The following is a 26819-nucleotide window of genomic DNA, read 5'->3' as shown; positions in this document are numbered from 1 at the left end:
TTTTTATGTTTTCACCCGCTTCCCGTAGGAGAGGGCCGGGGCAATAACTCATTCTACCCGCAAACTCTCCACCCCCAACAGCTTCGCAATCACCTCTATTTTTTCCCCAACGTGACCCATGCCAATGGCGCAATGGTGTGCCGGGCCGCCTTCGCACCAACGACGGGTAAACTCCCGGGCCGATAACGCAAAACGATAATGGCTGTTGGTATTGCCGATATCCAGGGCCTCGCCAGGCACCGCTTCTCCTTCGGCGAACTGAAGCGTGACGCGACCATCCCGATGTTCCACCACCGACAAAAAGGTCACCGGACCCGGCGCGACGGTCATCTGAATCGACACCCCTTTGCCCGGTTTGCCGTGGTACAGCGGCAACGGCACCAGCCTGACTTTCCCTTCTGACATCAGTGGATGTGCCGGGCCGTCGTGGCCCCACTGCACGGTGTCGGCTTCGAAATCCATGCCGTACGGCTCGGAGAACGAACCGCCTGCTTTCAACAGGCTGAGAATTTTCATGGCGAGCACATTCTTGATTTCACACTCTCCGGCCACCGGGATGTCGCGCTCGGTTAGCAGCGTATTGCCGAGAATGACCGAGGTGATGATATTTTCCTGCGCTGAACCGGACGCGCCTTCGTAGTAATAAGCCATTGCCCCCAGCTGATGGTGGGCAACCAGCTTATCCAGCGCCACCGAGGTAGTTATCGCCCGCTGCAGTTCAAACGCCTCGCACGCCGGGTCGACGTTCAGCCCGTCGAACACCTGTTTGCGTTTTTGCTCATGCTCCCCAGAGGTTATCGACGCCAACGAATCCGCCAGTTCGCAAATCTCCAGCACCCGGAAGCGCACGCCGAATTTCGCCGACAGATTAGTCATATCTGAGTAGACGTCGTACATGCCGTTGTAATAGTGGCCGAGCACGCCAACGTTGGTAGTTTTAAGGGCATGAACCGTTTGGGCGGCCGCCAGCCAGTTGTCGATTTCCCGCCACGCCTGGGGATCGTCGAGATAGCCCGGCACCAGGGTGTAACCGATGTTTGCCCGCTGGAATACATTCACCAGTTCCGGGGCGCTACAGGCCTGACAGTGCGCCAACCATTGGCCGGTGCGTACGCCGCGATCCGGATGCTGATTAATCGTGATGCAGGGGACTTTTTTCTCCGGCTGCAGCGCCAGGATAATCACCGGGACGTTCAGCTGCTGCACCAACGGCAGGACGGTGGAACTGAGCGCATAAGTGGTGATGTACAGCACCAGCGCATCGATATTTTTTGCGGCGAAGTTCGCGGCGGCGGCATCCATGGTGTGCGGATTATCAATCAGACCGGCATTCACTACCGCCACTTCGCGGCGTTGTAATTGCTCGTCAACCCGGCTCAGATAGCCTTCGAGCTGTTCGCGCAAGCCGTGAAACTGTGGCCAGTAAGTATCAAGCCCAATGCCAAACAGACCAACGGTGAACGTTTTCATGATGGAGCCTCAGACAAGCGTGACAGGATGTCATCACTTTACGCACCAGCAGGCGGGAAAACCTGCGCCTGATGGACATGCCTGAACCAGAGTTGGCATTTGAATCGAGGAACGGAGAATGTGGATCGCAGAATATCGATCCCGTGCGGAACGCATTTGCACGAGGCAGAAATCTTGCTATTTATTTCCCATTAAAATTACAAGGAATAAAGAAGCAGGAGCCACAAGGCTATTCTATTCGTCCGTTCAGGTTAATCCTAAAAACCATTGTGACCGGCAATGCATAATTCGTTTTTTAGGATTTTCTTGAGGCTGTTATTTTCAATTGCAATTGAATTTTAAGGGTTTTATTATTTTTACTGATTCTGAAATAACGATTTTCTCTCATTGTCCTAAAACCCGCCTGCTTATTTCCTGAGCCCTAATTCGTCAGCTTTAGTTGTGTATACTCGATATCGCCTGAATTTCTCAGGTGAAACTCCATTCATTCAATCAATGAAGGGAAATAGTAATGAAAAAAGTTATGTATGGCATTTTTGCCATTTCTGCGTTTGCGGCAACTTCTGTCTATGCAGCCCCGGTGGAAACCGGTGATGCGGCAGGAACAGCAGCGACGTCTGTGTCTGCGGGCAGTTCCGCCGCAACCAGCGCCAGCGCCGTAAGTTCGGCCGTGGGGGTCGCACTGGCGGCGACCGGTGGTGGTGATGGCTCCAATACCGGAACCACGACCACAACAACCACAAGTACCCGCTAAGTCTCACGGGTCATTAACCCTAACCACACTTCGGTGTGGTTATTTTGCCCCTTCGGAGAAGAGTCGTGAAGCGACCTATTATTTTCACTCTTTGCCTGCTGCTTCAGGCCTGTTCGGCCAGCACGGAAGGGCTCGGCAAATCGTTGTGGCATAGCCTTTTCGGCACGCAAGGCGTACAGCTTACCGCCGACGATATCCAGAATATGCCGTATGCCAGTCAGTACATGCAGCTCAATAACGGCCCGCAGCTGTTTGTGGTCCTCGCGTTTTCAGAAAACGGTCAGCAGAAGTGGGTGACGCAAGATCAGGCCACGGTGGTGACGCAGCATGGGCGCATCGTGAAAACATTGCTCGGCGGCGACAACCTGCTCAGCGTGAATAACCTCGCCGACGATCCACTGACAAAACCTAACCAGATTATCGATGGCGCAAGCTGGATCCGCACTCTGGGCTGGACGGAACACAAACAGGTGCGCTACGCCACCGCCCGCTCTGAATTCCACTGGCAGGGCACCGACACCCTGACGCTGGCGGGAGAATCCACCATTGTGCGTGTGCTGGTGGAAGACGCGAGTAGCGATCAGGCGAGCTGGCAGAACCGCTTCTGGGTGGACAGCGACGGACAAATTCGTCAGTCAGAGCAGTATCTCGGCGCGAATTTCTTCCCGGTGAAAACCACCCTGATCAAGGCGGCGAAGCAATGAAAAAATGCACCCTGACCGCAGTGATGACGCTGTTTGTTGCCCCATTCGCGCTGGCCGCAGGCACCGTCGACGTTTATATCAACGGCGCAAAAGAAGCAAAAACCCTGACCGAGGCCGCCCATCTGGCGGATTTAGTGGCGCAGCCGAGGCTGGAAAACAGCTGGTGGCCAGGGGCGGTTATCGCTGAAAAACAGGCCACTGCCGTGGCCCAGCAGCAAAAACAGACGCTGATGGCGCAGCTTGGCGCGCTGGCGGCGGACGAAAGTGATGACGATGCCATGGCCATTAACGGCATGCGCCAGCAGCTGCAAACACTGAGCATCACCGGTAGACAGTTTATCAGCCTCGACCCTGATCGCGTGCGGCTTGGGCGTCGCGCGAACCCACCGTTGGAAGGCCAGTACAGCCTGTGGGTTGGCCAGCAGCCGACCACCGTCAGCATGTTTGGGTTGATCAGCCGTCCGGGTAAAACCGCGTTTGTCCCTGGCAAAGACGTGGCGGCGTATCTTGATGAGGTGAGCCTGCTGAGCGGCGCGGACCGCAGCTATGCCTGGGTGATTTATCCCGATGGACGCAAAGAAAAAGCGCCAGTGGCGTACTGGAATAAGCGTCACATTGAGCCGATGCCCGGCAGCATCATTTTTGTCGGTTTCGCCGACTCACTTTGGACGAAGAAGTATGACGATCTGAACGCCGCACTTCTTCGTGCCCTTGCACAGCGGATCCCGGAATAATGAAAAAAAGATTTCTCTACAGCCTGCTGGCGCTGGGCGTCAGCGCGGCCTGCCATGCGGAAACGTATCCGGCGCCGATTGGCCCGTCGCAGTCAGATTTTGGTGGTGTCGGCCTGCTGCAAACGCCAACGGCTCGCATGGCGCGGGAAGGGGAGATGAGTCTCAACTATCGCGATAACGACCAGTACCGTTACTATTCTGCCTCAGTGCAGCTTTTCCCGTGGCTGGAAACGACCCTGCGTTATACCGACGTGCGAACCCGAGAGTACAGCAGCGTAGATGCGTTCTCGGGTGATCAGACTTACAAAGATAAAGCGTTCGACCTCAAGCTACGTCTGTGGGAAGAGAGCTACTGGCTGCCACAGGTCTCTGTGGGGGCGCGTGATATCGGCGGGACCGGGCTGTTTGATGCGGAATATCTGGTCGCCAGCAAAGCCTGGGGACCCTTTGATTTCAGTCTGGGCCTCGGCTGGGGCTATCTTGGTACCAGCGGCAACGTCAAAAATCCGTTCTGTAGCTACAGCGACAAATATTGCTATCGCGACAACAGCTACAAACAGGCGGGATCGATGGACAGCAGCCAGATGTTCCACGGCCCGGCCTCGCTGTTTGGCGGCGTGGAATACCAGACGCCGTGGCAGCCTCTGCGTCTGAAACTGGAGTATGAAGGTAATAACTACAGCGAAGACTTCGCTGGAAAGCTCGAACAAAAAAGCAAGTTTAACGTCGGCGCCATTTATCGCGTGACCGATTGGGCCGACGTTAACCTCAGCTACGAGCGCGGTAACACCTTCATGTTCGGCGTGACCCTGCGCACCAACTTTAACGATCTGCGTCCGTCGTATAACGACAACAGCCGACCGAAATACCAGCCGCAGCCGCAGGACGCCATTCTGCAGCACTCGGTGGTGGCGAATCAGCTGACGCTGCTCAAGTACAACGCCGGTTTTGCTGACCCGAACATTCAGGTTAAAGGTGACACGCTGTACGTCACCGGCGAGCAGGTGAAATACCGCGATTCTCGTGAAGGGATTGAGCGTGCAAACCGCATCATCATGAACGATCTGCCGGACGGCATCAGCACCATTCGCGTGACTGAAAACCGTCTGAACATGCCGCAGGTGACCACGGAAACCGACGTCGCCAGCCTGAAGCGACATCTGGAAGGTGAGCCGCTGGGTCAGCAGACCGAACTGGTGCAGAAACGTGAAGCGCCAGTGGTGCCGGACAAAACCGAGCAGGGTTGGTACATCGACAAATCACGCTTTGATTTCCACGTCGATCCGGTGCTCAGCCAGTCTATTGGTGGGCCGGAAAGCTTCTACATGTACCAGCTGGGGGTGATGGCCACAGCCGACTGGTGGGTGACCGACCACCTGCTGACCACCGGCAGCGTGTTTGGCAACATCGCCAACAACTATGACAAGTTCAACTACACCAATCCACCCAACGATTCGACGCTGCCGCGCGTGCGTACTCACGTGCGTGAATACGTTGAAAACGACGTTTACGTGAATAACCTGCAGGCCAACTATTTGCAGTATCTGGGCAATGATTTTTATGGCCAGGTGTACGGTGGCTATCTGGAAACCATGTACGGCGGCGTGGGTGGAGAAGTGCTATGGCGTCCGGTCGACAGCAACTGGGCGTTTGGCGTCGATGCCAACTACGTGAAACAGCGTGACTGGACCAGCTCTCTGGACATGATGAAGTTCACCGATTACAGCGCCAAAGTAGGGAATTTGACCGCCTACTGGACCCCGTCGTTCGCACAGGACGTACTGGTGAAAGCCAGCGTCGGGCAATATCTGGCGGGCGATAAAGGCGGCACGCTGGAAGTGTCGAAACACTTCGACAGCGGCGTGGTGGTGGGCGCGTATGCGACGATCACTAACGTGTCGGCGGATGAGTATGGCGAGGGTGATTTCACCAAAGGTGTGTACGTCTCGGTGCCTCTGGACTTGTTCTCATCCGGTCCGACCCGCAGCCGCGCATCGATTGGCTGGACACCGCTGACGCGCGACGGCGGCCAGCAGCTCGGTCGTAAATTCCAGCTGTATGACATGACCAGCGATCGCAGTCAGAACTTCCGCTAAGTTTTCCCCTCACTCTGACCCTCTCTCCTGCGGGGAGAGGGTCACCCTATGTGCGAAATATAAGCAAAAATGTAGATCTCCGTCACATTTTTGCGTTATACAAGGGATTCACCACAACGAAGGAGAAGCTGTATGACGTCGCTGACTCGCCCACGTGTAGAGTTTATCTCCACCATTTTGCAGACCGTATTGAACCTGGGTTTGCTGAGCCTGGGGCTGATCCTGGTGGTTTTCCTCGGTAAAGAAACGCTCCATCTGGCCGATGTGCTGTTTGCGCCAGTACAGACCAGCAAGTACGAACTGGTGGAAGGGCTGGTGGTCTACTTTCTCTATTTCGAATTTATCGCGCTGATAGTGAAGTACTTTCAGTCCGGCTTTCATTTCCCGCTGCGTTACTTTGTCTACATCGGGATCACCGCCATCGTGCGGTTGATCATCGTTGATCATAAATCTCCTCTCGACGTCCTGATCTACTCTGCGGCGATCCTGCTGTTGGTTATCACGCTGTGGCTGTGCAACTCTAAGCGCCTGAAACGTGAATAAAAAAATGGCGCTCCAGGGAGCGCCAAATCAACAGTCACAAGTACAAATTGAGGATAACAGTGGCATTACAGTGGCATTACAGTGGCATTGCCCGTCATCTTTCGGGTTATGGCAGCGTTGAGCTTCTTCACTCATCCCAGTCACTTACTCAAGTAAGCTCCTGGGAATTCGTTCAATCACCGCCTTGCCCTAACCCGAAATCTTTAGGGCAGGTATAACAATGAAACTTAACCTTTCACCCCGCCCGACGTCAGGCCGTTAACCAGCCAGCGCTGGGCCAGCAGGAACACCAGGGTGATAGGGATAGCAGACAACACGGCCGCTGCGGCAAAGTCGCCCCACAGGTAATTTTGCGGGTTGAGGTACTGCTGCATTCCCACGGCCAGGGTGTAACTGTTCACGTCGCGCAGTAGCAAGGACGCGACCGGCACTTCGGTAATAGCGGCGATGAATGACAGAATAAAGACCACCGCCAGAATCGGTACCGACAGCGGCAACAGCACCAGGCGGAACGCCTGCCACGGGGTGGCGCCATCCAGCGCGGCGGCTTCTTCCAGTGAACCGTCAATGGTTTCGAAGTAGCCTTTGATGGTCCAGACGTGCAGCGCGATGCCACCCATATAAGCAAAGATAACGCCGCCGTGTGTATTCAGGCCGATGAACGGAATGTACTGGCCGAGGCGATCGAACAGAGCATACAGCGCGACCAGTGACAGCACCGCCGGGAACATCTGGAAAATCAGCATACTTTTCAACAGCGTCGCTTTGCCCGGAAACTTCATGCGGGCGAAGGCGTAAGCGCAGGTGGTGGAAAGCGCCACGATACCGACCGCAGTGATGCCCGCAATTTTGATCGAGTTCCACAGCCACAGCAGTACCGGGAACGGCGGCGGCGTGATGCGGCCATCGGCGTGTTCGACACTAAAGCCCAGCGCCAGTTTCCAGTGTTCCCAGGAGATTTGCTCCGGGATAAGACTCCCGGTGGCGAAGTTACCTTCACGCAGCGAAATGGCGATAACCATCAGCAGCGGGAACATGATTGCGGCGATGAAAATCAGCAGCAACAGGTGCGTGGTGAATAAACGCAGCTTTTGAGATTTCGGTTGAACCATAGCCATAAAATGAATCTCTCCTTAACACTGCTCCAGGTTATTTTACTTGCCATTTTGAACCTGGGCTGTGCTCAAAATCCTCACGTACTACGTGTACGCTCCGGTTTTTCCGCGCAGTCCATGTTCAAACTGGCTGCGCCAATAACGCCTGGTCTTTTAGGCTTAATCGAATTTCATGCGCGTGGCTTTGAGGTTGATAATCGCAAGCAGCCCTACCAACAGGAAGATCAGCGTGGCAATCGCCGCCGCCAGACCGAAGTCCTGACCACCGCCGCCTTCGAAGGCGATACGGTAGGTGTAGCTCACCAACAGGTCGGTATAGCCTGCCGGAGTGGTGGTGCCGAGTCTGTCCGGGCCACCGTTGGTCAACAGCTGGATAAGCACGAAGTTGTTAAAGTTAAAGGCGAAGCTGGCGATCATCAGCGGTGTCAGCGGCTTGATCAGCAGCGGCAGCGTAATCTTAAAGAAGTTCTGGAACGGGCCTGCGCCGTCCATCGCCGAGGCTTCGTATAAATCGTCCGGAATCGCCTTCAGCAGCCCCATGCACAGGATCATCATGTACGGGTAGCCGAGCCAGGTGTTGACGATGATAATCATCGAGCGCGCAGTGGTCGGGTCGCTGAACCACGCCGGTTTGATGCCAAACAACGCGCTCAGCATCATGTTGATTTCACCAAAGCTCTGGTTGAACAGACCTTTGAAGATAAGGATCGAGATAAACGATGGCACGGCGTATGGCAGAATCAGCAGTACGCGGTAAACGGCTTTCCCTTTCAACGATTCCCACTGCACCACGCAGGCCAGCACCATGCCCACGGCCACGGTCAGCAGTACGGTCAGTACCGAGAAAATCACGGTCCAGACGAAGATAGCGAAGAACGGTTTCTGAATGCCTTCGTCGGTGAAGACGCGGGTGAAGTTATCCCAGCCGATGCTGACGGTGTAGCCCGGACTTAGCTTTTCGTCGCCCCAGTTACCATCAGCGTTTACCGCCTGATAAAAACCCGTCTGGTTATTCGGGCGATATTTCACGCCGCTCTGATTATTGGTCAGTTCGCCGCTTTGCTCTTCGGTGTAGAGCGGGCGCGTGCCGGAAAACTGGCGCAGAGAACTCATAATCACTTTGCTGTCATCCGGCAGAATCGCGGTCAGCTGGTTCAGCGCCTGACGATTTTGCGTGATGATGCGCAGGTTGCCACGCTCGCCTTCCGGCAACGCATCGGCTTCTTTCAGGGTGATTTTTTGCTCTCCGCCAAACGTGAAGGCGTCGGAGACATAATTTTTACCACTGTCACCGTCGGTCAGCACCAGCTTCCACGCATCGCCCGCCGGGTATAACCCGAAGTTATAGGTTTTGCCCGCCTGATAAGAACGATCCATCAGCACCTGCTGCGCGCGTTCCTGGGTCAGCTGGTTGGTGCTGCTGTAGTTAGTGAAAGCGATGGCGATGGTGCAGATAAGCGGAAACAGGACGAACAGCCCCATGCCGGCCACACCAGGATAAACATAGCGCCACGCGTAGGCTTTGCGATTGGCGAAAATATACAGGCCAGCAGAGCTTAAAATCAGCGTCATGATGGCGAACAGGTACTCCCCCTGGGCGTACATTAAAACAACAAGGTAGCCGACCAGCAGTCCCAGCAGTCCGACAACGGACCACTTCAGCGTTTCGCTCTGCCACCAGTGACTCTTTTTAACGGCATCCATGGGGTCTATTCCTCTACAACGTTACTTTTCCCCTCTCTCCATCGGAGAGAGGGGTCGTGCGGTATTACTTGGTAATACGTCCCTGCGCATCTTTCAGCGCAGCGTCTACGGTCTGGCGACCGCTGGCAGCGTTGATGACTGCGGTGCGGGTGGCGTACCAGAAGGCGGCCATCTGCGGGATGTTAGGCATGATTTCGCCTTTCTGGGCATTGGCCATGGTGGCAGCGATGCGTGGATCTTTTTCCAGCTGTTCCTGGTAGGATTTCAGCGCAACGGCACCCAGCGGTTTATCCTTGTTCACTTCCGCCAAACCGTCGTTGGTCAGCAGGTAGTTTTCGAGGAACTCTTTCGCCAGTTCTTTGTTCGGGCTGGCGGCGTTGATGCCCGCGCTCAGCACGCCCACGAATGGTTTAGACGCTTTGCCTTTGAAGGTCGGCAGCATGGTGACGCCGTAGTTGATTTTGCTCTTGTCGATATTCGACCACGCCCACGGACCGTTGATGGTCATCGCGGTTTCGCCTTTATTGAAGGCAGCTTCTGCGATGGAGTAATCGGTGTCGGCGTTCATGTGTTTGTTCTTGATAAGGTCAACCAGGAAGGTCAAACCTGCTTTCGCGCCTGGGCTATCAACGCCCACGTCTTTAACGTCATATTTGCCGTTTTCAAACTTGAACGCGTAACCGCCGTCGGCGGCAATCAGTGGCCAAGTGAAGTACGGTTCTTGCAGGTTGAACATCAGCGCAGATTTACCCTTCGCTTTCAGTTCTTTATCCAGCGCCGGGATCTCTTCCCAGGTCTTCGGCGGGTTAGGCACCAGGTCTTTGTTATAGATAAGCGACAGCGCTTCTACCGCGATTGGGTAGGCAATCAGCTTGCCGTTGTAACGCACGGCATCCCAGGTGAACGGGTACAGCTTGTCCTGGAACGCTTTATCTGGGGTCACTTCAGCCAGCAGACCAGACTGCGCGTAGCCACCAAAACGGTCATGCGCCCAGAAGATGATGTCCGGGCCATCGCCAGTGGCGGCAACCTGCGGGTATTTCTCTTCCAGTTTATCCGGGTGCTCAATGGTCACTTTGATGCCGGTGTCTTTTTCGAATTTCTTACCGACTTCAGCAAGGCCGTTATAGCCTTTATCGCCGTTGATCCAGATAACCAGCTTACCTTCTTCGATTTTGGCGAAGGCAGAGGCGGAAAACATCATCGTGGTCAATGCAGACAGCGCGAGGATACGTGCGCCAGTTTTGATTTTCATATATCCCGTCCTATTTGGTGATGTACTCGTGGATACGCCTGGTGGCTTTTACAACGCAGAGTTTCCTTTCTTAGCAACCTCTTTCCATCCTCCCCGACCCTACGCCCCACCCCCCGTTTATGTGATCTCTGTTACATAGTTTTAAGTTATGGGTTCTGGCGCACACAATATGACGCTGAATTTTGACGTGCCCATCACGCTTTTAGCCAAGCCACGCCACGAGCGGGCTCAGACCTGCTCTTCTCATCCTCCCGTCTCCTCCCCCATGAAAAACCCAAGGGGTGGAGGATTCACGAAAGTTATTGGTCGCGCATAGTCAGCCGCAGATGAATATTTCTTTTAGTGACGAGTTGTAACGAAGGGAGAAGGGGATGGCGAGCGTACAGCTGCGAAACGTAACGAAAGCCTGGGGTGACGTGGTGGTGTCGAAAGACATCAATCTCGACATCCATGAGGGGGAGTTTGTGGTGTTTGTCGGGCCATCGGGCTGCGGCAAATCTACGCTGCTGCGAATGATCGCCGGTCTGGAAACTATCACCAGCGGGGAACTGCTGATTGGTGAAAAACGCATGAACGAGACGCCGCCTGCGGAACGCGGCATCGGCATGGTGTTCCAGTCCTATGCGTTGTACCCCCATCTCTCTGTTGCAGAAAATATGTCTTTCGGCCTCAAGTTAGCTGGGGCAAAGAAAGACGTCATTAACCAGCGCGTGACTCAGGTGGCCGAAGTGCTGCAGCTGGCTCACCTTCTGGAACGTAAACCGAAAGTGCTTTCAGGCGGTCAGCGTCAGCGTGTGGCCATTGGCCGTACGCTGGTGGCCGAACCGCGCGTTTTCCTGCTCGATGAGCCGCTGTCGAACCTCGACGCCGCCCTGCGCGTACAGATGCGTATTGAGATTTCCCGTCTGCACAAGCGTCTGGGCCGCACGATGATTTACGTCACCCACGATCAGGTCGAAGCAATGACCCTTGCCGACAAAATCGTGGTGCTGGATGCCGGACGCGTCGCGCAGATTGGCAAGCCGCTGGAACTCTATCACTACCCGGCCGATCGCTTTGTCGCGGGCTTTATTGGCTCGCCGAAGATGAACTTCCTGCCGGTGAAAGTCACTGCCACCGCCATTGAGCAGGTGCAGGTTGAATTGCCTAACCGTCAGCAAATCTGGCTGCCGGTTGAAAGTACCGGCGTGCAGGTCGGCGCCAATATGTCGTTAGGTATTCGTCCTGAGCATCTTCTACCGAGTGACATCGCCGATGTCACCCTCGAAGGGGACGTGCAGGTCGTCGAGCAACTGGGTCACGAAACGCAAATTCATATCCAGATCCCCGCCATCCGTCAGAACCTGGTGTACCGCCAGAATGACGTGGTGTTGGTAGAAGAGGGAGCCTCATTCGCTATCGGTCTGCCGCCAGAGCGTTGCCATCTATTCCGTGAAGATGGCTCTGCATGTCGTCGGCTGCACAAAGAACCGGGCGTTTAAATCCCATAACAAAAGAAAAGCAATGGTCTCAGGAGATAGAACGATGATTACTCTGCGCAAACTTCCAGTGGCAATCGCTGTGACAGCAGGCATTTTGTCTGCACACGCGGGCGCCGTAGATTTTAAAGGTTATGCCCGTTCGGGTATCGGCTGGACCGGTAGCGGCGGCGCACAACAGTGTTTCCAGGCAACTGGTGCACAAAGTAAATATCGTCTCGGTAACGAATGTGAAACGTACGCCGAGCTGAAATTTGGTCAGGAAGTGTGGAAAGAGGGCGATAAGAGCTTCTACTTCGACACTAACGTAGCGTACTCCGTTGCGCAGCAGAACGACTGGGAAGCGACTGACCCGGCGTTCCGTGAAGCCAACGTGCAGGGTAAAAACCTGATCGACGCACTGCCAGGTTCCACCATCTGGGCCGGTAAGCGTTTCTATCAGCGTCATGACGTTCACATGATCGACTTCTACTACTGGGATATCTCCGGTCCGGGCGCTGGTCTGGAAAACGTGGACGTTGGCATCGGTAAACTCTCCTTCGCAGCAACGCGTTCAACGGAAGCGGGTGGTTCTTCTGCCTTCTCCAGTAACAACCTGCGTGATTACACCTCTTCAACTGCCAACGACGTGTTTGACATTCGTTTGGGCCAGATGGAAATCAACCCAGGCGGTACCCTGGAGCTGGGTGTTGACTACGGTCACACCAACGTCAATGACGATTACTACCTGCAGCCACAGGCGTCTAAAGATGGCTGGATGTTCACCGCTGAACACACCCAGAGCATGCTGAAAGGCTTTAACAAATTCGTGGTTCAGTACGCCACTGACTCCATGACCTCTCAAGGTAAAGGCCAGTCTCAGGGCGCAGGCATTGGTATCGGCAACAGCGATACCGATGGCTCACTGTACGCGTATGGCATCAACAACAACGGCCACCTGCTGCGTGTTATCGACCACGGTGCAATTTCCCTGGGCGACAGCTGGGACCTGATGTACGTCGGTATGTACCAGGACATCAGCTGGGATAACAACAACGGTACTGAGTGGTACACCGTGGGTGTTCGTCCGATGTACAAATGGACACCAATCATGAGTACCTTGCTGGAAGTGGGCTACGACAACGTCAAATCCCAGAACACCGGCGACACCAACAATCAGTACAAAATTACCCTCGCGCAACAATGGCAGGCAGGCGACAGCATCTGGTCTCGTCCGGCACTGCGTGTGTTCGCAACTTACGCGAAATGGGATGAGAAATGGGGCTACGACACTGCTGGCAACCCGAACACTCAAAGCGCGAACTACAACTCTAACTTCGGTATGCAAACCTCTGGCCTTGGCCGTGGTGATACCGATGAGTGGAGCTTCGGTGCCCAGATGGAAATCTGGTGGTAATGTGCAGTTAAGTTAACCCACTGTTATGCCTGATAAAGAGGGGTGAAAGCCCCTCTGTTTTAGACTCAGCGCGCTATTGCCTGGCTACCGCTGAGCCCTGTCTTTGAGGTCAATAAAATGAAAATGAACAAAAGTCTCATCGCGCTATGCCTCTCCGCTGGCCTGCTGGCAAGCGTACCGGCAGTCAGTTTCGCTGACGTCAATTTCGTGCCGCAGAATACCACTGCCGCCCCGGCTATCCCGGCTTCTGCCTTGCAGCAGTTGGTCTGGACGCCTGTTGATCAATCTAAAACCCAAAGTACCGATCTTGCCGGAGGCGGTCAGCCGCTGAATGTGCCCGGCATTACCGGCCCGGTGGCGGCCTATAGCGTCCCGGCTAACATTGGTGAACTGAGCATTACCCTCACTAGCGAAGTGAACAAACAAACCCACGTTTATGCGCCGAACGTGCTGATCCTGGATCAGAACATGACGCCATCAGCGTTCTTCCCAAGTAGCTATTTCATCTACCAGGAACCGGGCGTCATGAGCGCCGACCGCCTGGAAGGTGTCATGCGCCTGACGCCTGCGTTAGGGCAGCAGAAAATTTACGTGCTGGTGTTCACCACGCCGCAAGATTTGCAGCAGACCACCACGCTGATTGACCCGGCGAAAGCGTATGCCAAAGGTATTGGCAACGCGGTGCCAGATATTCCGGACCCGATTGCACGCCACGTCTCTGAAGGCACCCTGAAGCTGAAAGTGAAAACGTCGTCTGCCTCCAGCGTGCTGGTCGGCCCACTGTTTGGCTCTTCTGGCCCAGGTGCTGTCACTGTGGGTAACACGGCGGCACCAGTGTACGCAGCACCTTCTGCGGCACCTGCAACGGCTGCAGTTGTTGCAGCTCCAGTTGCGGCTTCAGCGGCATCTTCGGCACCTGCCGCGAAAAGCGAGCCGGTTCTGAATGACACCGAAAGCTATTTCAATACCGCGATTAAACAGGCAGTTAACGAGGGCAACATCGACAAGGCCCTGAAACTGTTAAACGAAGCCGAGCGCCTCGGTTCGACTTCGGCCCGTTCCACCTTTATCAGTAGTGTAAAAGGCAAGGGGTGATAGTCTCCCCACATTGCTGATGTTTGGCCCAGGCCATTCGGTGCGTCCTTTTGGGCGCACCGTTTTTTCTGGCGCAACAGCGGTCGTTACATGGCTGTTGCGCGGTGGGTCGTATATTGACGTTTCTTCCTCCCGCGAACCCTTTTCTACGATACAATGCCGATAAGTTATGTATCGGAGAGCCTGGTATGTCACACCCTGAGCTGGCGCAACTGCGTGCGCTACGCTATTACACCACCCTTCCGGAACTCGATGCGGCACAGCTTGACTGGTTGCTGCTGGAAGATTCCATGACCAAACGCTTCGAACAGCAGGGCAAGCGTGTCACTGTGACGCTTATCCGCGAAGGTTTTGTCGGTCAGGATGAGATTATTGCAGAGCAGGCATTGCTGCCTGTTGAAGCGCGCTACTGGCTGCGTGAAATTTTGCTGTGTGCTGACGGTGAACCCTGGCTTGCCGGGCGCACGGTTGTGCCTGAATCCACCCTGAGCGGGCCCGAGCTGCAACTGCAACAGCTGGGCAAAACGCCGCTGGGGCGCTATCTGTTTACGTCATCCACTTTAACCCGTGATTTTATTGAAATTGGTAAAGATGCAGAGCTGTGGGGGCGTCGTTCCCGTCTCCGGCTGAGCGGAAAACCGCTGCTGTTAACCGAGCTGTTTCTGCCTGCGTCACCGCTGTACTGAGAGGAAGTGAATTATGGAGAGGAGTCTGACGCAGAATAAGCTGCAGGCTTATAGCCGTCTGATGAGAATTGATAAGCCAATCGGCTCGCTGCTGCTGCTTTGGCCGACATTATGGGCGCTGTGGGTGGCGATGCCTGGCGTGCCGCCGCTGTGGATCCTCGCGGTGTTTGTGGCGGGCGTCTGGCTGATGCGCGCCGCCGGTTGCGTGATCAATGATTACGCGGACCGCAAAATTGACGGACATGTTAAACGCACCGCACATCGCCCGTTACCCAGCGGTGACGTGAGCGAGAAAGGGGCACGTACGCTGTTTATCGTGCTGGTGGTGCTCTCGTTCCTGCTGGTGCTGACCCTCAATAAGATGACCATTCTGTTGTCGGTAGCAGGGTTAGCGCTGGCGTGGGTGTATCCGTTTATGAAGCGCTACACCCATCTGCCGCAGGTCGTGCTGGGCGCAGCATTTGGCTGGTCGATTCCGATGGCCTATGCCGCGGTGAGTGAATCGCTGCCCCTGAGTTGCTGGCTGATGTTCCTCGCCAACATTTGCTGGGCCGTGGCGTACGACACTCAGTACGCGATGGTCGACAGAGACGATGACCTCAAGATTGGCGTGAAATCGACCGCCATTCTGTTCGGTAAACAGGACAAACTGATCATCGGTATTTTGCAGGTGGCCGTGCTGGCGCTGATGGCTGCCGTGGGCTGGGTGAGCGGCTTAAATTGGGAGTTCTACTGGTCGATATTTGTCGCCGGTGCGCTGTTCGTTTACCAGCAAAAATTGATTAAAGACCGTGACCGTGATGCCTGCTTTAAGGCGTTTTTGAACAATAACTACGTGGGGCTGGTACTGTTTATCGGTCTGGCGATGAGTTACCTGATTTAATTTTTCCCCGGCGGCGCATTGCTTGCCGGGCATGATCACCCGGTAACAAAAAAAAGGCGGAACCATGTGAATGGCTCCGCCTTTTTTTATGCGCTTAGATCACGCGTCCTGACTGGCGCTCTCGATAGTCAGACGGACATCCGGTGCCAGCAGTTCGGCCAGCAGCTGATAGACTTTCATCGTCTCAGCCGGTTCGGCATCGCCACTGTCGCTGATGTAGCCTTCGTCACGCAGGGTCAATACCAGAGTACTGAACACCGCTTTGTCGAAGAACTCTGGCGCGTTGATGCCGTGCAGCACCGACAGACGCTGAGCCACGGTACGGCTCTCTTTTTCAAGCGTGCTACGGTTGATGGACGGATTAGCGCTCAACAGCCAGAAGGTTATCGCATAACGTTGCAGCGTTTCACGCGCCCCGGCCGCCAACAGCTGCAGGGTGCGGGAATGCGACGGATTAATGCGAACATCGTCGTTCTCGATGGTCACCAGCCCCTGACGCTGCATTTCTGCTAATAGCTCGTCAATAACGCCCGCCAGCTCTTCTTTTTCCCAACGCAGGAACAGTTCGGATTTCAGCATCGGATACAGCATCTCCACATGACGGACCATCTCGGTGCGCGAGATAGTGCGATGCTGCGTAACGATGGCCGCCAGCAGGGACGGGATCATCAGCATGTGGGTGATGTTGTTGCGATAGTAAGTCATCAGCACCGCCTGCTCGCGCGGCAGAATGATGATATCGCCAATGGTGTCTTTCTCGACCTCGAACTTGTTCATCTGCAATGCGTGGTCAATCAGCGCGCTGGCAGTGACAGACGGCACGGTGGCATCAGCCGCGTAGGGCACATTACGCATCAGCTGCAGGTAGCATTCCAGCTGTTCGGTCAGCTGTTCGCGGGTCAGAGAGCGTTGACGTGATGCCAGCAGCGCGGTACAGCACAGGTTCATGGCGTTAGCCGCGCCTGCGTTGTTAATACGCACCATCAGATCTTCGGCGATGTTATTCACCGTTGGCGTCAGCCATGCCGGGCGAATGGATTCAATCGGATCGATAGATTCGCGCCATTCCGGCACATGTTGGTTCAGGTAAGTCATCAGTGGCAATGGCTCGCCAAAGTTGACGTAACCCTGGCCGAGATTGCGCAGCTTACTTAACCCGCGCAGCATCTGCGGCAGGCTCTCTTTCTCTTTGGTCGCGCCACGCAGTTCTTTCGCGTAAGTCCCCACTTCCATCACGTGCTCATAGCCGATGTAGATTGGCACGAGGGTGATTGGACGAGTGCCGCCGCGCAGCATCGCCTGAATAGTCATCGACAGGGTGCCGGTTTTCGGGTCCAGCAAACGACCGGTACGGGAACGACCGCCTTCCACGAAGTATTCAACGGAGTAACCACGGCTGAACAGCTCACCGAGGTATTCACGGAACACGGTGGAATAGAGCTTGTTGCCTTTGAAGGTACGACGAATAAAGAACGCGCCCAGACGACGGAAAATCGGGCCGGCTGGCCAGAAATTCAGGTTGATGCCCGCGGCGATATGCGGCGGCACCAGCCCCTGGTGATAGAGCACGTAGGACAGCAGCATGTAGTCCATGTGACTGCGGTGGCAGGGGACATAAACAATTTCATGGCCGTCGTGAGCCAGCTGGCGCACGCGCTCGGCATTATTAACGTTGATCCCCTGGTACAAACGGTTCCAGGTGAAGCCCAGCACGCGATCGGTGAGGCGAATCATTTCGTAAGAGAAATTCGCTGCAATCTCTTCCATCAGGGCGACGGCGTTTTGCTGCGCTTTTTCATGGGAAATTTTCTTGCTGCGCGCTTCGTCTTCCACCGCGCGTGCAATCGCTTTGGACGCCAGCAGCTTGTTGAACAAGTCCTGACGCGCAGGCAGACGCGGGCCGACGGCAGCCAAACGCTGACGGGCAAAGTGAGTTCGTGCCACACGTGCCAGCTTTTGTGCAATAATTTTGTCGGTACCGTGCTCGGTGGCCATGCGGCGCAGCGAAACGGACGGTGAGAAACGCACGAAGCTGTCGCGACCGAGCCAAGTCACGGCAAAGAATTTCTGGAAGCCATTCATCATGCGCAGCGGTGGGTTTACTTCGCCTTTTTCGCGGCCCGGGGAACGTCCAAACATCACGGACACCGGTACCATCTGCACATCGAGCTCTGGGTTGCTGCGATGCAAATCCAGATAATTGTGGAACAGCTTGATAGACTCTTCTTTCGGCGTGTAATACGTAAATGCGCGCGGCCCGCCGTGAATGAACACGTAACGCGGCAGCTCGGTGCCGTCGATTTCGAGCGGCTCCAGCGGATCCGGAAGACCATGCGCCAGACATTGGGCGCGTAAAGTCAGCAGATCTGCCTTCGAGTTATACGGCAGAACGTACATAATAGGGCGTGAGGTATCGAGTCCCAGTTCCTCAGCAGGATTTGCCGGGATAGACTTACTTTTTACCAGCACGCTTAATGGTAAATTCAGTAATTTGTAGTAAATTCGTGGCCAGCCAGACATAAACGATGTAAAGCCTCTGGTTAATCATGCAAATGCGCCGCAAGGATAACAGAAAGTGCACAGAATATCTGTTCTACCGCGTCAGGCGCGCAGTGACATTGATGCTAAATAATGTAAAAGGTTCTTTTGATGGCAAATGATACCACCGGGTTAACCCGAATCGTCAAAGCAGCAGGTTACTCCTGGAAGGGATTTCGCGCTGCATGGCAAAACGAAGCCGCTTTTCGCCAGGAAGGCGTTGCTGCTGTTGTCGCCATCATTCTCGCCTGTTGGTTAGATGTGGATGCCATCACCCGAGTGTTACTGATTGGCTCAGTGCTTCTGGTGATGATAGTGGAAATTATCAACAGTGCGATTGAAGCGGTGGTTGACCGCATCGGGACGGAACGTCACGAATTGTCGGGTCGTGCAAAAGATATGGGTTCTGCCGCGGTGTTTCTGGCAATTGCTATCGCCTTATTCACCTGGGTAACGCTGCTGTGGTCGCATTATCGATAACGCCCGCAGAATTACGCAAACGTCTGGTTTTTTGTGCGTTTTGCGGTTCCAAATTCGCCATTAACTGTATATACTCACAGCATAACTGTATATACACCCAGGGGGCGGAATGAAAGCGTTAACGACCAGGCAGCAAGAGGTGTTCGATCTCATCAGGGATCACATCAGCCAGACGGGCATGCCGCCAACGCGTGCGGAAATCGCGCAGCGCTTGGGGTTCCGTTCCCCGAACGCGGCTGAAGAGCATTTGAAAGCGCTGGCACGTAAAGGTGTGCTCGAGATTGTTTCCGGTGCCTCACGCGGCATTCGTCTTCTGGTAGAAGAAGAAACCGGTATCCCGCTGATCGGGCGTGTTGCGGCGGGTGAACCTCTGCTGGCACAGCAGCATATTGAAGGCCACTACCAGGTCGACCCGGCGATGTTCAAGCCGAGCGCCGATTTCCTGCTGCGCGTCAGCGGAATGTCGATGCGTGATATCGGTATTCTCGACGGTGATTTGCTCGCGGTTCACAAAACGCAGGATGTGCGTAACGGTCAGGTCGTTGTCGCCCGTATCGACGATGAAGTGACGGTTAAGCGGCTGAAAAAACAGGGCAGCACTGTTGAGCTGTTACCTGAAAATAGCGAGTTTTCTCCGATTGTGGTCGATCTGCGTCAGCAGAACTTCTCCATCGAAGGGCTGGCAGTTGGCGTTATTCGCAACGGCGAGTGGCTGTAACGGGCTTTAGAAATCCTCAATAATTCACATGGCTTTCAGGCGTCCAGCGCCAGCACATTAGCCACGTAATCTTTGACGGGAAGAGTGGCGCTATTCTGGCGCCACTTCGTTTTACGCATTCACAATCACAGGTTTTCTCATGTCGCTCTTCACCACTGCAGACAAGGCATTGTGGCGTCTCGCGCTGCCGATGATTTTCTCAAATATCACCGTGCCGCTGTTGGGTCTGGTGGATACGGCGGTCATCGGTCATCTTGACAGTCCTGTTTATCTCGGCGGCGTGGCGATCGGTTCCATGGCGACCAGTTTCCTGTTCATGCTGTTGTTATTCCTGCGCATGAGCACCACCGGCCTCACCGCACAAGCCTACGGCGCTAAAGACCCTGTACGTCTGGCTCGCGCGCTGGTGCAGCCCTTGCTGCTGGCGCTGGGAGCGGGCCTGGTGATTGTTGTGCTCCGCACCCCTCTGATTGACTTGGCGCTGCATATTGTCGGCGGCAGCGATGCCGTACTGGAACAGGCGCGGCGTTTCCTCGAAATCCGTTGGTTAAGCGCGCCTGCGTCCCTGGCAAACCTGGTTCTGCTCGGTTGGCTGCTCGGTGTTCAGTACGCGCGCGCGCCGGTAATTTTGCTGGTGGTCGGCAATGTCTTAAACATCGTGCTCGATTTATGGTTGGTGATGGGCCTGCATATGAACGTGCAGGGCGCTGCGTTGGCGACGGCATGTTCCGAATACGCGACATTTTTCATTGGCTTGCTGATGGTGCGGCGCGTGCTTCACCTGCGTGGCATATCGCTGGATATGCTCAAAGAGGCCTGGCGCGGCAATATCCGCCGCCTGCTGGCGTTGAATCGCGACATCATGTTGCGCTCGCTGCTGCTGCAGCTCTGTTTTGGTGCGCTCACGGTATTTGGCGCGCGACTGGGCAGCGATATCGTCGCCGTGAACGCGGTGCTGATGACGATGCTCACCTTCACCGCCTACGCGCTGGATGGTTTTGCTTATGCGGTGGAAGCGCATTCCGGGCAGGCTTATGGCGCGCGGGATGACAGCCAGCTGTTGGACGTCTGGAAAGCGGCCTGCCGTCAGTCCGGAATTGTTGCTCTGGCCTTTGCGCTGATTTATTCCGTGGCGGGGGAGCACATCGTCGCCATGCTGACATCGATTACCCAGCTGCGCGAACTGGCCGATCGTTACGTCATCTGGCAGGTGGTTTTACCGGTGATCGGCGTGTGGTGTTATCTGCTCGACGGCATGTTTATCGGTGCGACGCGCGGGGCGGAAATGCGTAACAGCATGGCGGTGGCGGCTGCCGGTTTTGCCCTCACGCTGTTGACGGTGCCGGTGTTGGGCAATCACGGATTGTGGCTGGCGCTGGCGGTATTCCTGGCGCTGCGCGGGCTGTCTCTGGCATGGATTTGGCGACGTCACTGGCAGCAAGGAACGTGGTTTTCGTAACGACTTTATTTCAGTCGGTGGTTAAAGATTCTGAATAATCCCCGGATGGCGAAATGCTTACCTATACTCTTTATCACGTCCAGCAGAAAACGGTGTTAACGGACGACGTATCTTCACTCTGCACCACCGAACTGATGAGGAATAGATCATGAATAAAGACGAAGTCGGCGGCAACTGGAAACAGCTGAAAGGTAAAGTGAAAGAGAAATGGGGTAAGCTCACCGATGATGACTTTACGGTTATCGAAGGTAAGCGTGACCAGCTGGTCGGGAAAATCCAGGAGCGTTACGGATACGCAAAAGATCAGGCCGAGGACGAGGTCAAAGACTGGGAAACCCGCAACGATTATCGCTGGTAAACAAACGCACTACCCGTGCGTACAAGGAAGTACAACCCTCGGGGCGGCTTAAGGCCGCCCACTCTTTTTGTCGCGCTTACTTTTGACCGGGCTTTCGTTTGATTTGAATTGTATGGTCATGACCACAGCAGTCCTGCGTGCGGCAAGCTTCCACTTCAACACACCCTAAGCACAGCCCATGCGCTTCAATCACATTATGACGCAGCGCAAACCCCATGCGGGCTGCCAGCGTATGCATAATGTCTTCCACTCCGTCAGCCGCTTCTTCCTTCACCACGCCACAGCGATCGCAAATAAACATCGCCGACGTATGCGACGGTTTATCAAACAGATGGCACAGCACGTAGCTATTGGTCGATTCCACCTTATGCACAAACCCTTGCTCGAGTAAAAACTCCAGCGCGCGATAAACGGTGGGCGGCTTCGCCTGCGGCTCACTGACTTTCAGCAGGTCCAGCAGGTCGTACGCGCTGATTGCACCTTTTTGTATGGTCATCAGGCGTAATACTTCGAGGCGTTGCGGTGTCAGACGAACGCCACGTTGTGCGCAAAGCCTTTCGGCCTGCACGAGCATGTCTTGTGGAGTGGTCTGGTCCATAGGCGCCTCGAATCGGGTGTAAAGTAAACGCCTACTTTATCATGTTATGGCCGAAACGCCGATAACCTGCAGGGTATGCTATACCTGACGCATCACTACCTGAGGGAACACCATGAAAAGACCAGACTGTATTCGACACTGGCGCGAGCTGGAAGAGCCTGATAACGCCGGTTATCCCGATAGCAAAGAGCTGTTTTCCGTTGGCGCGCCGCTGGCTCGCAAGCTGGGCCTGATGCGTCTTGGCATTCACCATGAACGTCTTTCACCCGGCCGACGTACCTCTTATCCCCACGCCGAAAGCGATGAAGAAGAGTTTATTTATGTGATTGAAGGCCGCCCTCAGGCGTGGATCAACGGCTACCTCTGGCAGCTGGAACCGGGCGACAGCGTGGGATTCCCGTCAGGCACTGGTGTCTGCCACACCTTCATCAATAATACTGAGGAAGAGGTGGAGTTACTGGTCGTCGGAGAAGTGAATAAAAAGCACAACCGGATATATTATCCGCTGAATCCAGAGTATGCCGCGACACGCCAGGATCGATGGGTGGACCATCCGCCACAGTTTTTTGGTCCACACGATGGGAAACCTTCACGGAAATAACAATCTCTTCTATAAATATTGAGGGGCGACGCATATTCCAACGTTATCACAGCGCCCCTTAACGCAAATCACCCTAATTGGCTGCTTTTTATATCGTTATTCACAGCAATAGTTCGACCCTTTTTGGCGGATAACTGAAAGGGGATTAACGTTCATCTGCAAATAACGAGCAAACCGTGAAAAAAAATATCAAATATTCTGTGGTGTCTGCGGCTGTCTCCCTGTTTATGGCAAATCAGGCGGGAGCGGCCAATACGTGGTCAGAAGCAAGAAATGATGCCATGGGGGGAACCGGCGTGGCGTCGGCGAACTATGGGAGTGCGGTGCTGATCAACCCCGCGCTACTGGCGAAGTCACAACCGGATGATGATGTCTCTGTCGTTATTCCATCTGTGGGCGCGCAGATTACCGACAAAGACAATCTTCGTGATCAAATTGATGATATCAGCAATGAGATCGACCACTACAAAAGCGTACTCGATAACCTGACGCCGCAAGGGATCCTGATGGATCCTGGCGGTACATTAAATCAGTTCCAGAGTGCGGCGGGGGATCTGGCCGGGCAACTGGACGATCTGCGTGGTAAAACGGCGCGGGCAAATGCTGGCGCTGGGATCGCGGTGAGCGTGCCGACCTCGGCGGTCTCGCTGGCGTTCGTTACCAAAGCCTACGCCCATGCTCGGGTCAGTTCGAACATCGATCAGAGCGATATCGACTACCTGCGCAACATTCAGAATTCTGACGGGTTTGCCGCCAGCCAGGCTGCCAATGCGGTGCTGAACGGTAGCGATCAGATAACCAATAACCTGAACTCTACCGCGTCGGGGAAAGCGGCGATTGTGTCCGATTACGGCATCGCTATTGCGCGTCAATTCGATATCGGCGGCGTGCCGGTGTCGCTCGGCGTGACGCCGAAACTGCAACAAACCTGGCTCTATAACTACACCACGTCTATCGACGATTATCACAGCGATGACTGGAAGGACAGTAAGTACCGTAATGATGACACCGGCTTTAACGTTGATGCGGGTATCGCGGCGGACTTTGGTGAAAACTGGACTGTCGGCCTGAGCGGGCAGAATCTGATGTCTCGCGATATCGACACCAAAGACGTGCGCATCAAGAACAACGCCACCGGGGTGACTACCAATTACAAAGATACGTACCAAATCCGACCGTTGGTGACTGCGGGCGTAGCGTGGCATACCGATTTGCTGACGCTGACCGCCGACGGTGACCTGACGGAAACCAAAGGCTTCAAAACCGAAGACGATTCGCAATACGTCGGTGTTGGGGCAGAAGTGACGCCATTAAGCTGGCTGGCGGTGCGTGGTGGTTACCGGGCGGATGTTAAAGGTAATGACAGCAATGTCTTCACCGCCGGGGTCGGCTTCGCACCAATGAACACGGTGCATATCGACCTGATGGGGCTGTACGGTGAGGATGAAACCTGGGGAGCCGGTGCGCAGTTGAGCCTGACATTCTGACAATTGCGGAGGCCATGCGCCTCCGCTTTTTCTTTGTGCTATAGTAGCGCCCCATTTTCCACCGGATGCTCATTACTTCGCCATGCTGCCAGAAACACAATCCTCCGCTTATCCTGCGCACCGTTTCTCCATCGCACCGATGCTCGACTGGACGGACAGGCATTGTCGTTACTTCCTGCGTCTGTTATCCCGCCACACGCTGCTGTACACCGAAATGGTGACCACCGGAGCGATTATTCATGGCAAAGGTGACTATTTGGCCTACAGTGACGACGAGCATCCGCTGGCCCTGCAGTTGGGTGGCAGCGATCCGGCCGCGCTGGCACATTGTGCGAAACTCGCGGAAGAACGTGGCTATGATGAAATCAACCTCAATGTGGGTTGTCCGTCGGATCGCGTACAGAACGGCATGTTTGGTGCCTGCCTGATGGGTAATGCGCAACTGGTCGCCGACAGCGTTAAAGCGATGCGTGACGTGGTGTCGATTCCGGTTACGGTCAAAACCCGTATCGGCATTGATGATCAGGACAGCTACGAATTCCTCTGCGACTTTATTAATACGGTTTCCGGCAATGGCGAATGTGAGATGTTCATTATCCACGCGCGTAAAGCCTGGCTTTCCGGCCTCAGCCCGAAAGAAAACCGTGAAATTCCACCGCTGGATTATCCTCGCGTTTATCAGCTCAAGCGTGACTTCCCGCACCTGACGATGTCGATTAACGGCGGCATCAAATCGCTGGGCGAAGCCAACGAGCATTTGCAGCATATGGATGGCGTAATGGTGGGCCGCGAGGCGTATCAGAACCCGGGTATTCTGGCGTCAGTCGACCGTGAAATTTATGGTATTGAAGGCGTCGATCCGGATCCGGTAGATGTCGTTCGCGCGATGTATCCCTACATCGAACGAGAGCTGAGCAACGGTACTTATCTCGGCCACGTGACGCGTCACATGCTCGGTCTGTTCCAGGGCATTCCGGGCGCACGGCAGTGGCGTCGCTACCTCAGTGAAAACGCGCATAAAGCGGGTGCCAATATTGACGTGCTTGAACAGGCGTTACAGCTAGTGGCGAATAAGCGTTAAGAAATACGCTAAAAGTTAGTCTGATTGACCACGCCTCGCAATATTCTGCGGGGCGTTTTCGTTTAAAATCAATGAAATATACTTTGGCATGATTTTTGTAATAGCAAAGGAAGTGGGTTATTTTTTAAGGGGAAAAGCCATGCTGGAACTGTTATTTATCATCGGATTCTTTGTGATGTTGCTGGTTACCGGAGTCTCCGTGCTGGGCATTCTGGCAGCGATAGTGGTCGCGACCGCGCTGATGTTCGTCGGTGGCCTGTTTGCCATGATGATCAAATTGTTGCCGTGGCTGCTGCTTGCCGTCGCCGTGGTGTGGATTATCCGGGCGGTCAAAACGCCGAAGGTCCCGGCTTATCGACGTCGTTATTAAGGGTTTGCGGAGTTCGTCACAACCTGAGAAAGGCAGCGTAGGCAGTAGGTCATAAATCTGTCACTCTTAGCGCGATAACGAATTCATCGCGCTGTACCCTACATACAGCGAACGATAAAAAAAGAAAGGGCTTCCGAATGGAAGCCCTTAGCTTTTTCTCAGGCGGGAGAATCACGGCAGCAGCAAACTTGACCCTTGTGTCGCGCGGCTTTCCAGCGCTTCATGTGCTTTTTGCGCATCGTGCAATGCAAATTTCTGGCTATCGGCCACGTCCACTTTAATTACGCCGCTGGCGATCAGCGAAAACAGCTCGTTGCTGGCTTCCTCTAACTCTTCGCGGGTGGTGATATAACCCTGAAGGGAAGGGCGGGTGGCGAACAGCGAGCCTTTCTGATTCAGAATACCCAGATTTACGCCGGTGACCGCGCCGGAGGAATTACCAAAGCTGACCATCAGGCCGCGGCGCTGCAGGCAATCGAGCGATGCTTCCCAGGTGTCTTTCCCCACCGAGTCATAGACCACGCGCAGCTTTTTACCCTTGGTTATCTCTTTCACGCGCTCCACCAGGTTTTCTTCCCGATAGTTAATCACCTGCCAGGCGCCGGCTTGTAACGCGCGCTGTGCCTTTTGCGCTGAGCCAACGGTACCAATCAGCTGAGCACCCAACGCTTTCGCCCACTGGCAGGCGATAAGCCCTACACCCCCGGCCGCCGCATGGAACAGGAATGGTTCGTTCGGCTTAATTTCATAGGTTTTTCGCAACAGGTAGAACACTGTCAGCCCTTTGAGGAAAGAGGCGGCGGCTTGCTCATAGGAAATTGCGGAGGGCAGAATGGCGGCTTTATCGGCGGGCACGTTGTGGACCGAGCTGTAAGCGCCGAGCGATGACTGCGCATAGACCACGCGGTCGCCTGCTTTAATGTGCTTCACACCGCTGCCGACTTTGCTGACCACGCCTGCGGCTTCTGTTCCCAGACCGCTCGGCAAAGAGGGCGGCGGATACAGCCCGCTGCGGATGTAGGTATCGATATAGTTAATGCCGATGGCCTTGTTTTCCACCTGAATCTCGTTCTCTTTCGGATCCACGGGGGTAAACTCCACGGCGTTGAGTACGTCAGGCCCACCGTGCTGGTGAAATTCTATTCGCGTTGCCATGCTTCCTCCTGTTGGTTTTGGGTGGGGCAAAACACACACTTATGCTACTATTTCGACCCAA

Annotated in this window: 25 protein-coding genes; 18 read left to right on the top strand and 7 right to left on the bottom strand. The window is 54.8% G+C overall.

The features are described 5' to 3' along the window. Positions 1-48: 48 nt before the first annotated feature. Complete coding sequence (locus tag MUU46_RS02630; protein WP_258964688.1) at positions 49-1470, bottom strand: L-fucose/L-arabinose isomerase family protein; 1422 nt, start codon at positions 1468-1470, stop codon at positions 49-51. 511 nt (positions 1471-1981) lie between these two features. Here MUU46_RS02630 and yjbE point away from each other — a divergent pair. The 5 genes from yjbE (at position 1982) to psiE (ending at position 6301) form a co-directional block, all read left to right on the top strand. Further along, on the top strand, positions 1982-2224 hold the full coding sequence (gene yjbE, locus MUU46_RS02625) for an exopolysaccharide production protein YjbE (protein WP_159759822.1): 243 nt from the start codon (positions 1982-1984) through the stop codon (positions 2222-2224). A 65-nt stretch (positions 2225-2289) separates the two neighbouring features. Then, positions 2290-2928: a YjbF family lipoprotein gene (locus MUU46_RS02620; protein WP_258964687.1), complete on the top strand. Its 639-nt coding sequence runs from the start codon at positions 2290-2292 to the stop codon at positions 2926-2928. Further along, complete coding sequence (locus tag MUU46_RS02615) at positions 2925-3662, top strand: capsule biosynthesis GfcC D2 domain-containing protein (RefSeq protein WP_258964686.1); 738 nt, start codon at positions 2925-2927, stop codon at positions 3660-3662. The genes MUU46_RS02620 and MUU46_RS02615 overlap by 4 nt, the downstream gene beginning before the upstream one ends. Then, entirely contained in the window at positions 3662-5758 is a 2097-nt protein-coding gene (locus tag MUU46_RS02610; protein ID WP_159759816.1) for a YjbH domain-containing protein, read from the top strand. The genes MUU46_RS02615 and MUU46_RS02610 overlap by 1 nt, the downstream gene beginning before the upstream one ends. A 132-nt stretch (positions 5759-5890) precedes the next feature. Then, a complete protein-coding gene (gene psiE / locus MUU46_RS02605; RefSeq protein WP_159759814.1) occupies positions 5891-6301 on the top strand; it encodes a phosphate-starvation-inducible protein PsiE in 411 nt (136 codons plus the stop codon). Positions 6302-6528: 227 nt separating this feature from the next. Here the strand turns inward: psiE and malG are convergent, their stop codons facing one another. From malG to malE, 3 genes are all read right to left on the bottom strand, one after another. After that, positions 6529-7419, bottom strand: coding sequence for a maltose ABC transporter permease MalG (gene malG / locus MUU46_RS02600; protein ID WP_258964685.1), 891 nt, complete (start codon positions 7417-7419; stop codon positions 6529-6531). A 156-nt stretch (positions 7420-7575) separates the two neighbouring features. Next, on the bottom strand, positions 7576-9120 hold the full coding sequence (gene malF, locus MUU46_RS02595; protein ID WP_159759810.1) for a maltose ABC transporter permease MalF: 1545 nt from the start codon (positions 9118-9120) through the stop codon (positions 7576-7578). Between the two features lie 64 nt (positions 9121-9184). Beyond that, on the bottom strand, positions 9185-10375 hold the full coding sequence (malE, locus tag MUU46_RS02590) for a maltose/maltodextrin ABC transporter substrate-binding protein MalE (RefSeq protein ID WP_110511055.1): 1191 nt from the start codon (positions 10373-10375) through the stop codon (positions 9185-9187). Positions 10376-10746: 371 nt separating this feature from the next. Here malE and malK point away from each other — a divergent pair, with 371 nt between their 5' ends. The 5 genes from malK (at position 10747) to ubiA (ending at position 15913) form a co-directional block, all read left to right on the top strand. Beyond that, a complete protein-coding gene (malK, locus tag MUU46_RS02585) occupies positions 10747-11856 on the top strand; it encodes a maltose/maltodextrin ABC transporter ATP-binding protein MalK (protein WP_258964684.1) in 1110 nt (369 codons plus the stop codon). A 43-nt stretch (positions 11857-11899) separates the two neighbouring features. Then, the gene (locus MUU46_RS02580; RefSeq protein WP_258964683.1) at positions 11900-13249 is read left to right on the top strand and encodes a maltoporin; all 1350 of its coding nucleotides are present in this window, start codon (positions 11900-11902) and stop codon (positions 13247-13249) included. A 117-nt stretch (positions 13250-13366) separates the two neighbouring features. Continuing rightward, on the top strand, positions 13367-14344 hold the full coding sequence (malM, locus tag MUU46_RS02575; RefSeq protein WP_258964682.1) for a maltose operon protein MalM: 978 nt from the start codon (positions 13367-13369) through the stop codon (positions 14342-14344). A 188-nt stretch (positions 14345-14532) separates the two neighbouring features. Next, on the top strand, positions 14533-15030 hold the full coding sequence (ubiC, locus tag MUU46_RS02570) for a chorismate lyase (RefSeq protein ID WP_258964681.1): 498 nt from the start codon (positions 14533-14535) through the stop codon (positions 15028-15030). 13 nt (positions 15031-15043) lie between these two features. After that, positions 15044-15913 (top strand): 4-hydroxybenzoate octaprenyltransferase, encoded by an 870-nt coding sequence (gene ubiA / locus MUU46_RS02565; RefSeq protein WP_159759799.1) that lies wholly within the window; start codon positions 15044-15046, stop codon positions 15911-15913. Positions 15914-16012: 99 nt separating this feature from the next. Here ubiA and plsB read toward each other — a convergent pair whose 3' ends face one another. Further along, positions 16013-18433 (bottom strand): glycerol-3-phosphate 1-O-acyltransferase PlsB, encoded by a 2421-nt coding sequence (plsB, locus tag MUU46_RS02560; protein WP_258964680.1) that lies wholly within the window; start codon positions 18431-18433, stop codon positions 16013-16015. A 129-nt stretch (positions 18434-18562) separates the two neighbouring features. On the opposite strand from plsB, the gene MUU46_RS02555 reads away from it, so the two are divergent. From MUU46_RS02555 to MUU46_RS02540, 4 genes are all read left to right on the top strand, one after another. Further along, on the top strand, positions 18563-18931 hold the full coding sequence (locus MUU46_RS02555) for a diacylglycerol kinase (protein WP_159759795.1): 369 nt from the start codon (positions 18563-18565) through the stop codon (positions 18929-18931). 109 nt (positions 18932-19040) lie between these two features. Further along, positions 19041-19649 carry a transcriptional repressor LexA gene (lexA, locus tag MUU46_RS02550; protein WP_110511047.1) on the top strand — a complete coding sequence of 203 codons (609 nt, stop codon included), beginning with the start codon at positions 19041-19043 and terminating at the stop codon, positions 19647-19649. Between the two features lie 139 nt (positions 19650-19788). Then, positions 19789-21108, top strand: coding sequence for an MATE family efflux transporter DinF (gene dinF, locus MUU46_RS02545; RefSeq protein WP_159759793.1), 1320 nt, complete (start codon positions 19789-19791; stop codon positions 21106-21108). 148 nt (positions 21109-21256) lie between these two features. Then, positions 21257-21466: a CsbD family protein gene (locus MUU46_RS02540; RefSeq protein WP_125354113.1), complete on the top strand. Its 210-nt coding sequence runs from the start codon at positions 21257-21259 to the stop codon at positions 21464-21466. A gap of 76 nt (positions 21467-21542) precedes the next feature. Here MUU46_RS02540 and zur read toward each other — a convergent pair whose 3' ends face one another. After that, positions 21543-22064 (bottom strand): zinc uptake transcriptional repressor Zur, encoded by a 522-nt coding sequence (gene zur, locus MUU46_RS02535; RefSeq protein ID WP_159759791.1) that lies wholly within the window; start codon positions 22062-22064, stop codon positions 21543-21545. Positions 22065-22176: 112 nt separating this feature from the next. Here zur and MUU46_RS02530 point away from each other — a divergent pair, with 112 nt between their 5' ends. From MUU46_RS02530 to pspG, 4 genes are all read left to right on the top strand, one after another. Further along, the gene (locus tag MUU46_RS02530; RefSeq protein WP_159759789.1) at positions 22177-22665 is read left to right on the top strand and encodes a cupin domain-containing protein; all 489 of its coding nucleotides are present in this window, start codon (positions 22177-22179) and stop codon (positions 22663-22665) included. Between the two features lie 176 nt (positions 22666-22841). Next, a complete protein-coding gene (locus MUU46_RS02525; protein WP_159759787.1) occupies positions 22842-24152 on the top strand; it encodes a conjugal transfer protein TraF in 1311 nt (436 codons plus the stop codon). Between the two features lie 82 nt (positions 24153-24234). Beyond that, complete coding sequence (dusA, locus tag MUU46_RS02520) at positions 24235-25233, top strand: tRNA dihydrouridine(20/20a) synthase DusA (protein WP_159759785.1); 999 nt, start codon at positions 24235-24237, stop codon at positions 25231-25233. Between the two features lie 139 nt (positions 25234-25372). Next, positions 25373-25603, top strand: coding sequence for an envelope stress response protein PspG (pspG, locus tag MUU46_RS02515; RefSeq protein ID WP_159759783.1), 231 nt, complete (start codon positions 25373-25375; stop codon positions 25601-25603). Positions 25604-25774: 171 nt separating this feature from the next. On the opposite strand, the gene MUU46_RS02510 is transcribed toward pspG, so the two are convergent. Then, positions 25775-26758 carry a quinone oxidoreductase gene (locus MUU46_RS02510; RefSeq protein WP_258964679.1) on the bottom strand — a complete coding sequence of 328 codons (984 nt, stop codon included), beginning with the start codon at positions 26756-26758 and terminating at the stop codon, positions 25775-25777. Positions 26759-26819: the final 61 nt, after the last annotated feature.

The sequence above is a fragment of the Scandinavium tedordense genome (genome assembly GCF_024764965.1).
GTDB classification, from domain to species: domain Bacteria; phylum Pseudomonadota; class Gammaproteobacteria; order Enterobacterales; family Enterobacteriaceae; genus Scandinavium; species Scandinavium tedordense.
The sequence above is the reverse complement of the archived record's forward strand: the minus strand, read 5'-3'. Positions and strand labels throughout refer to the sequence as shown.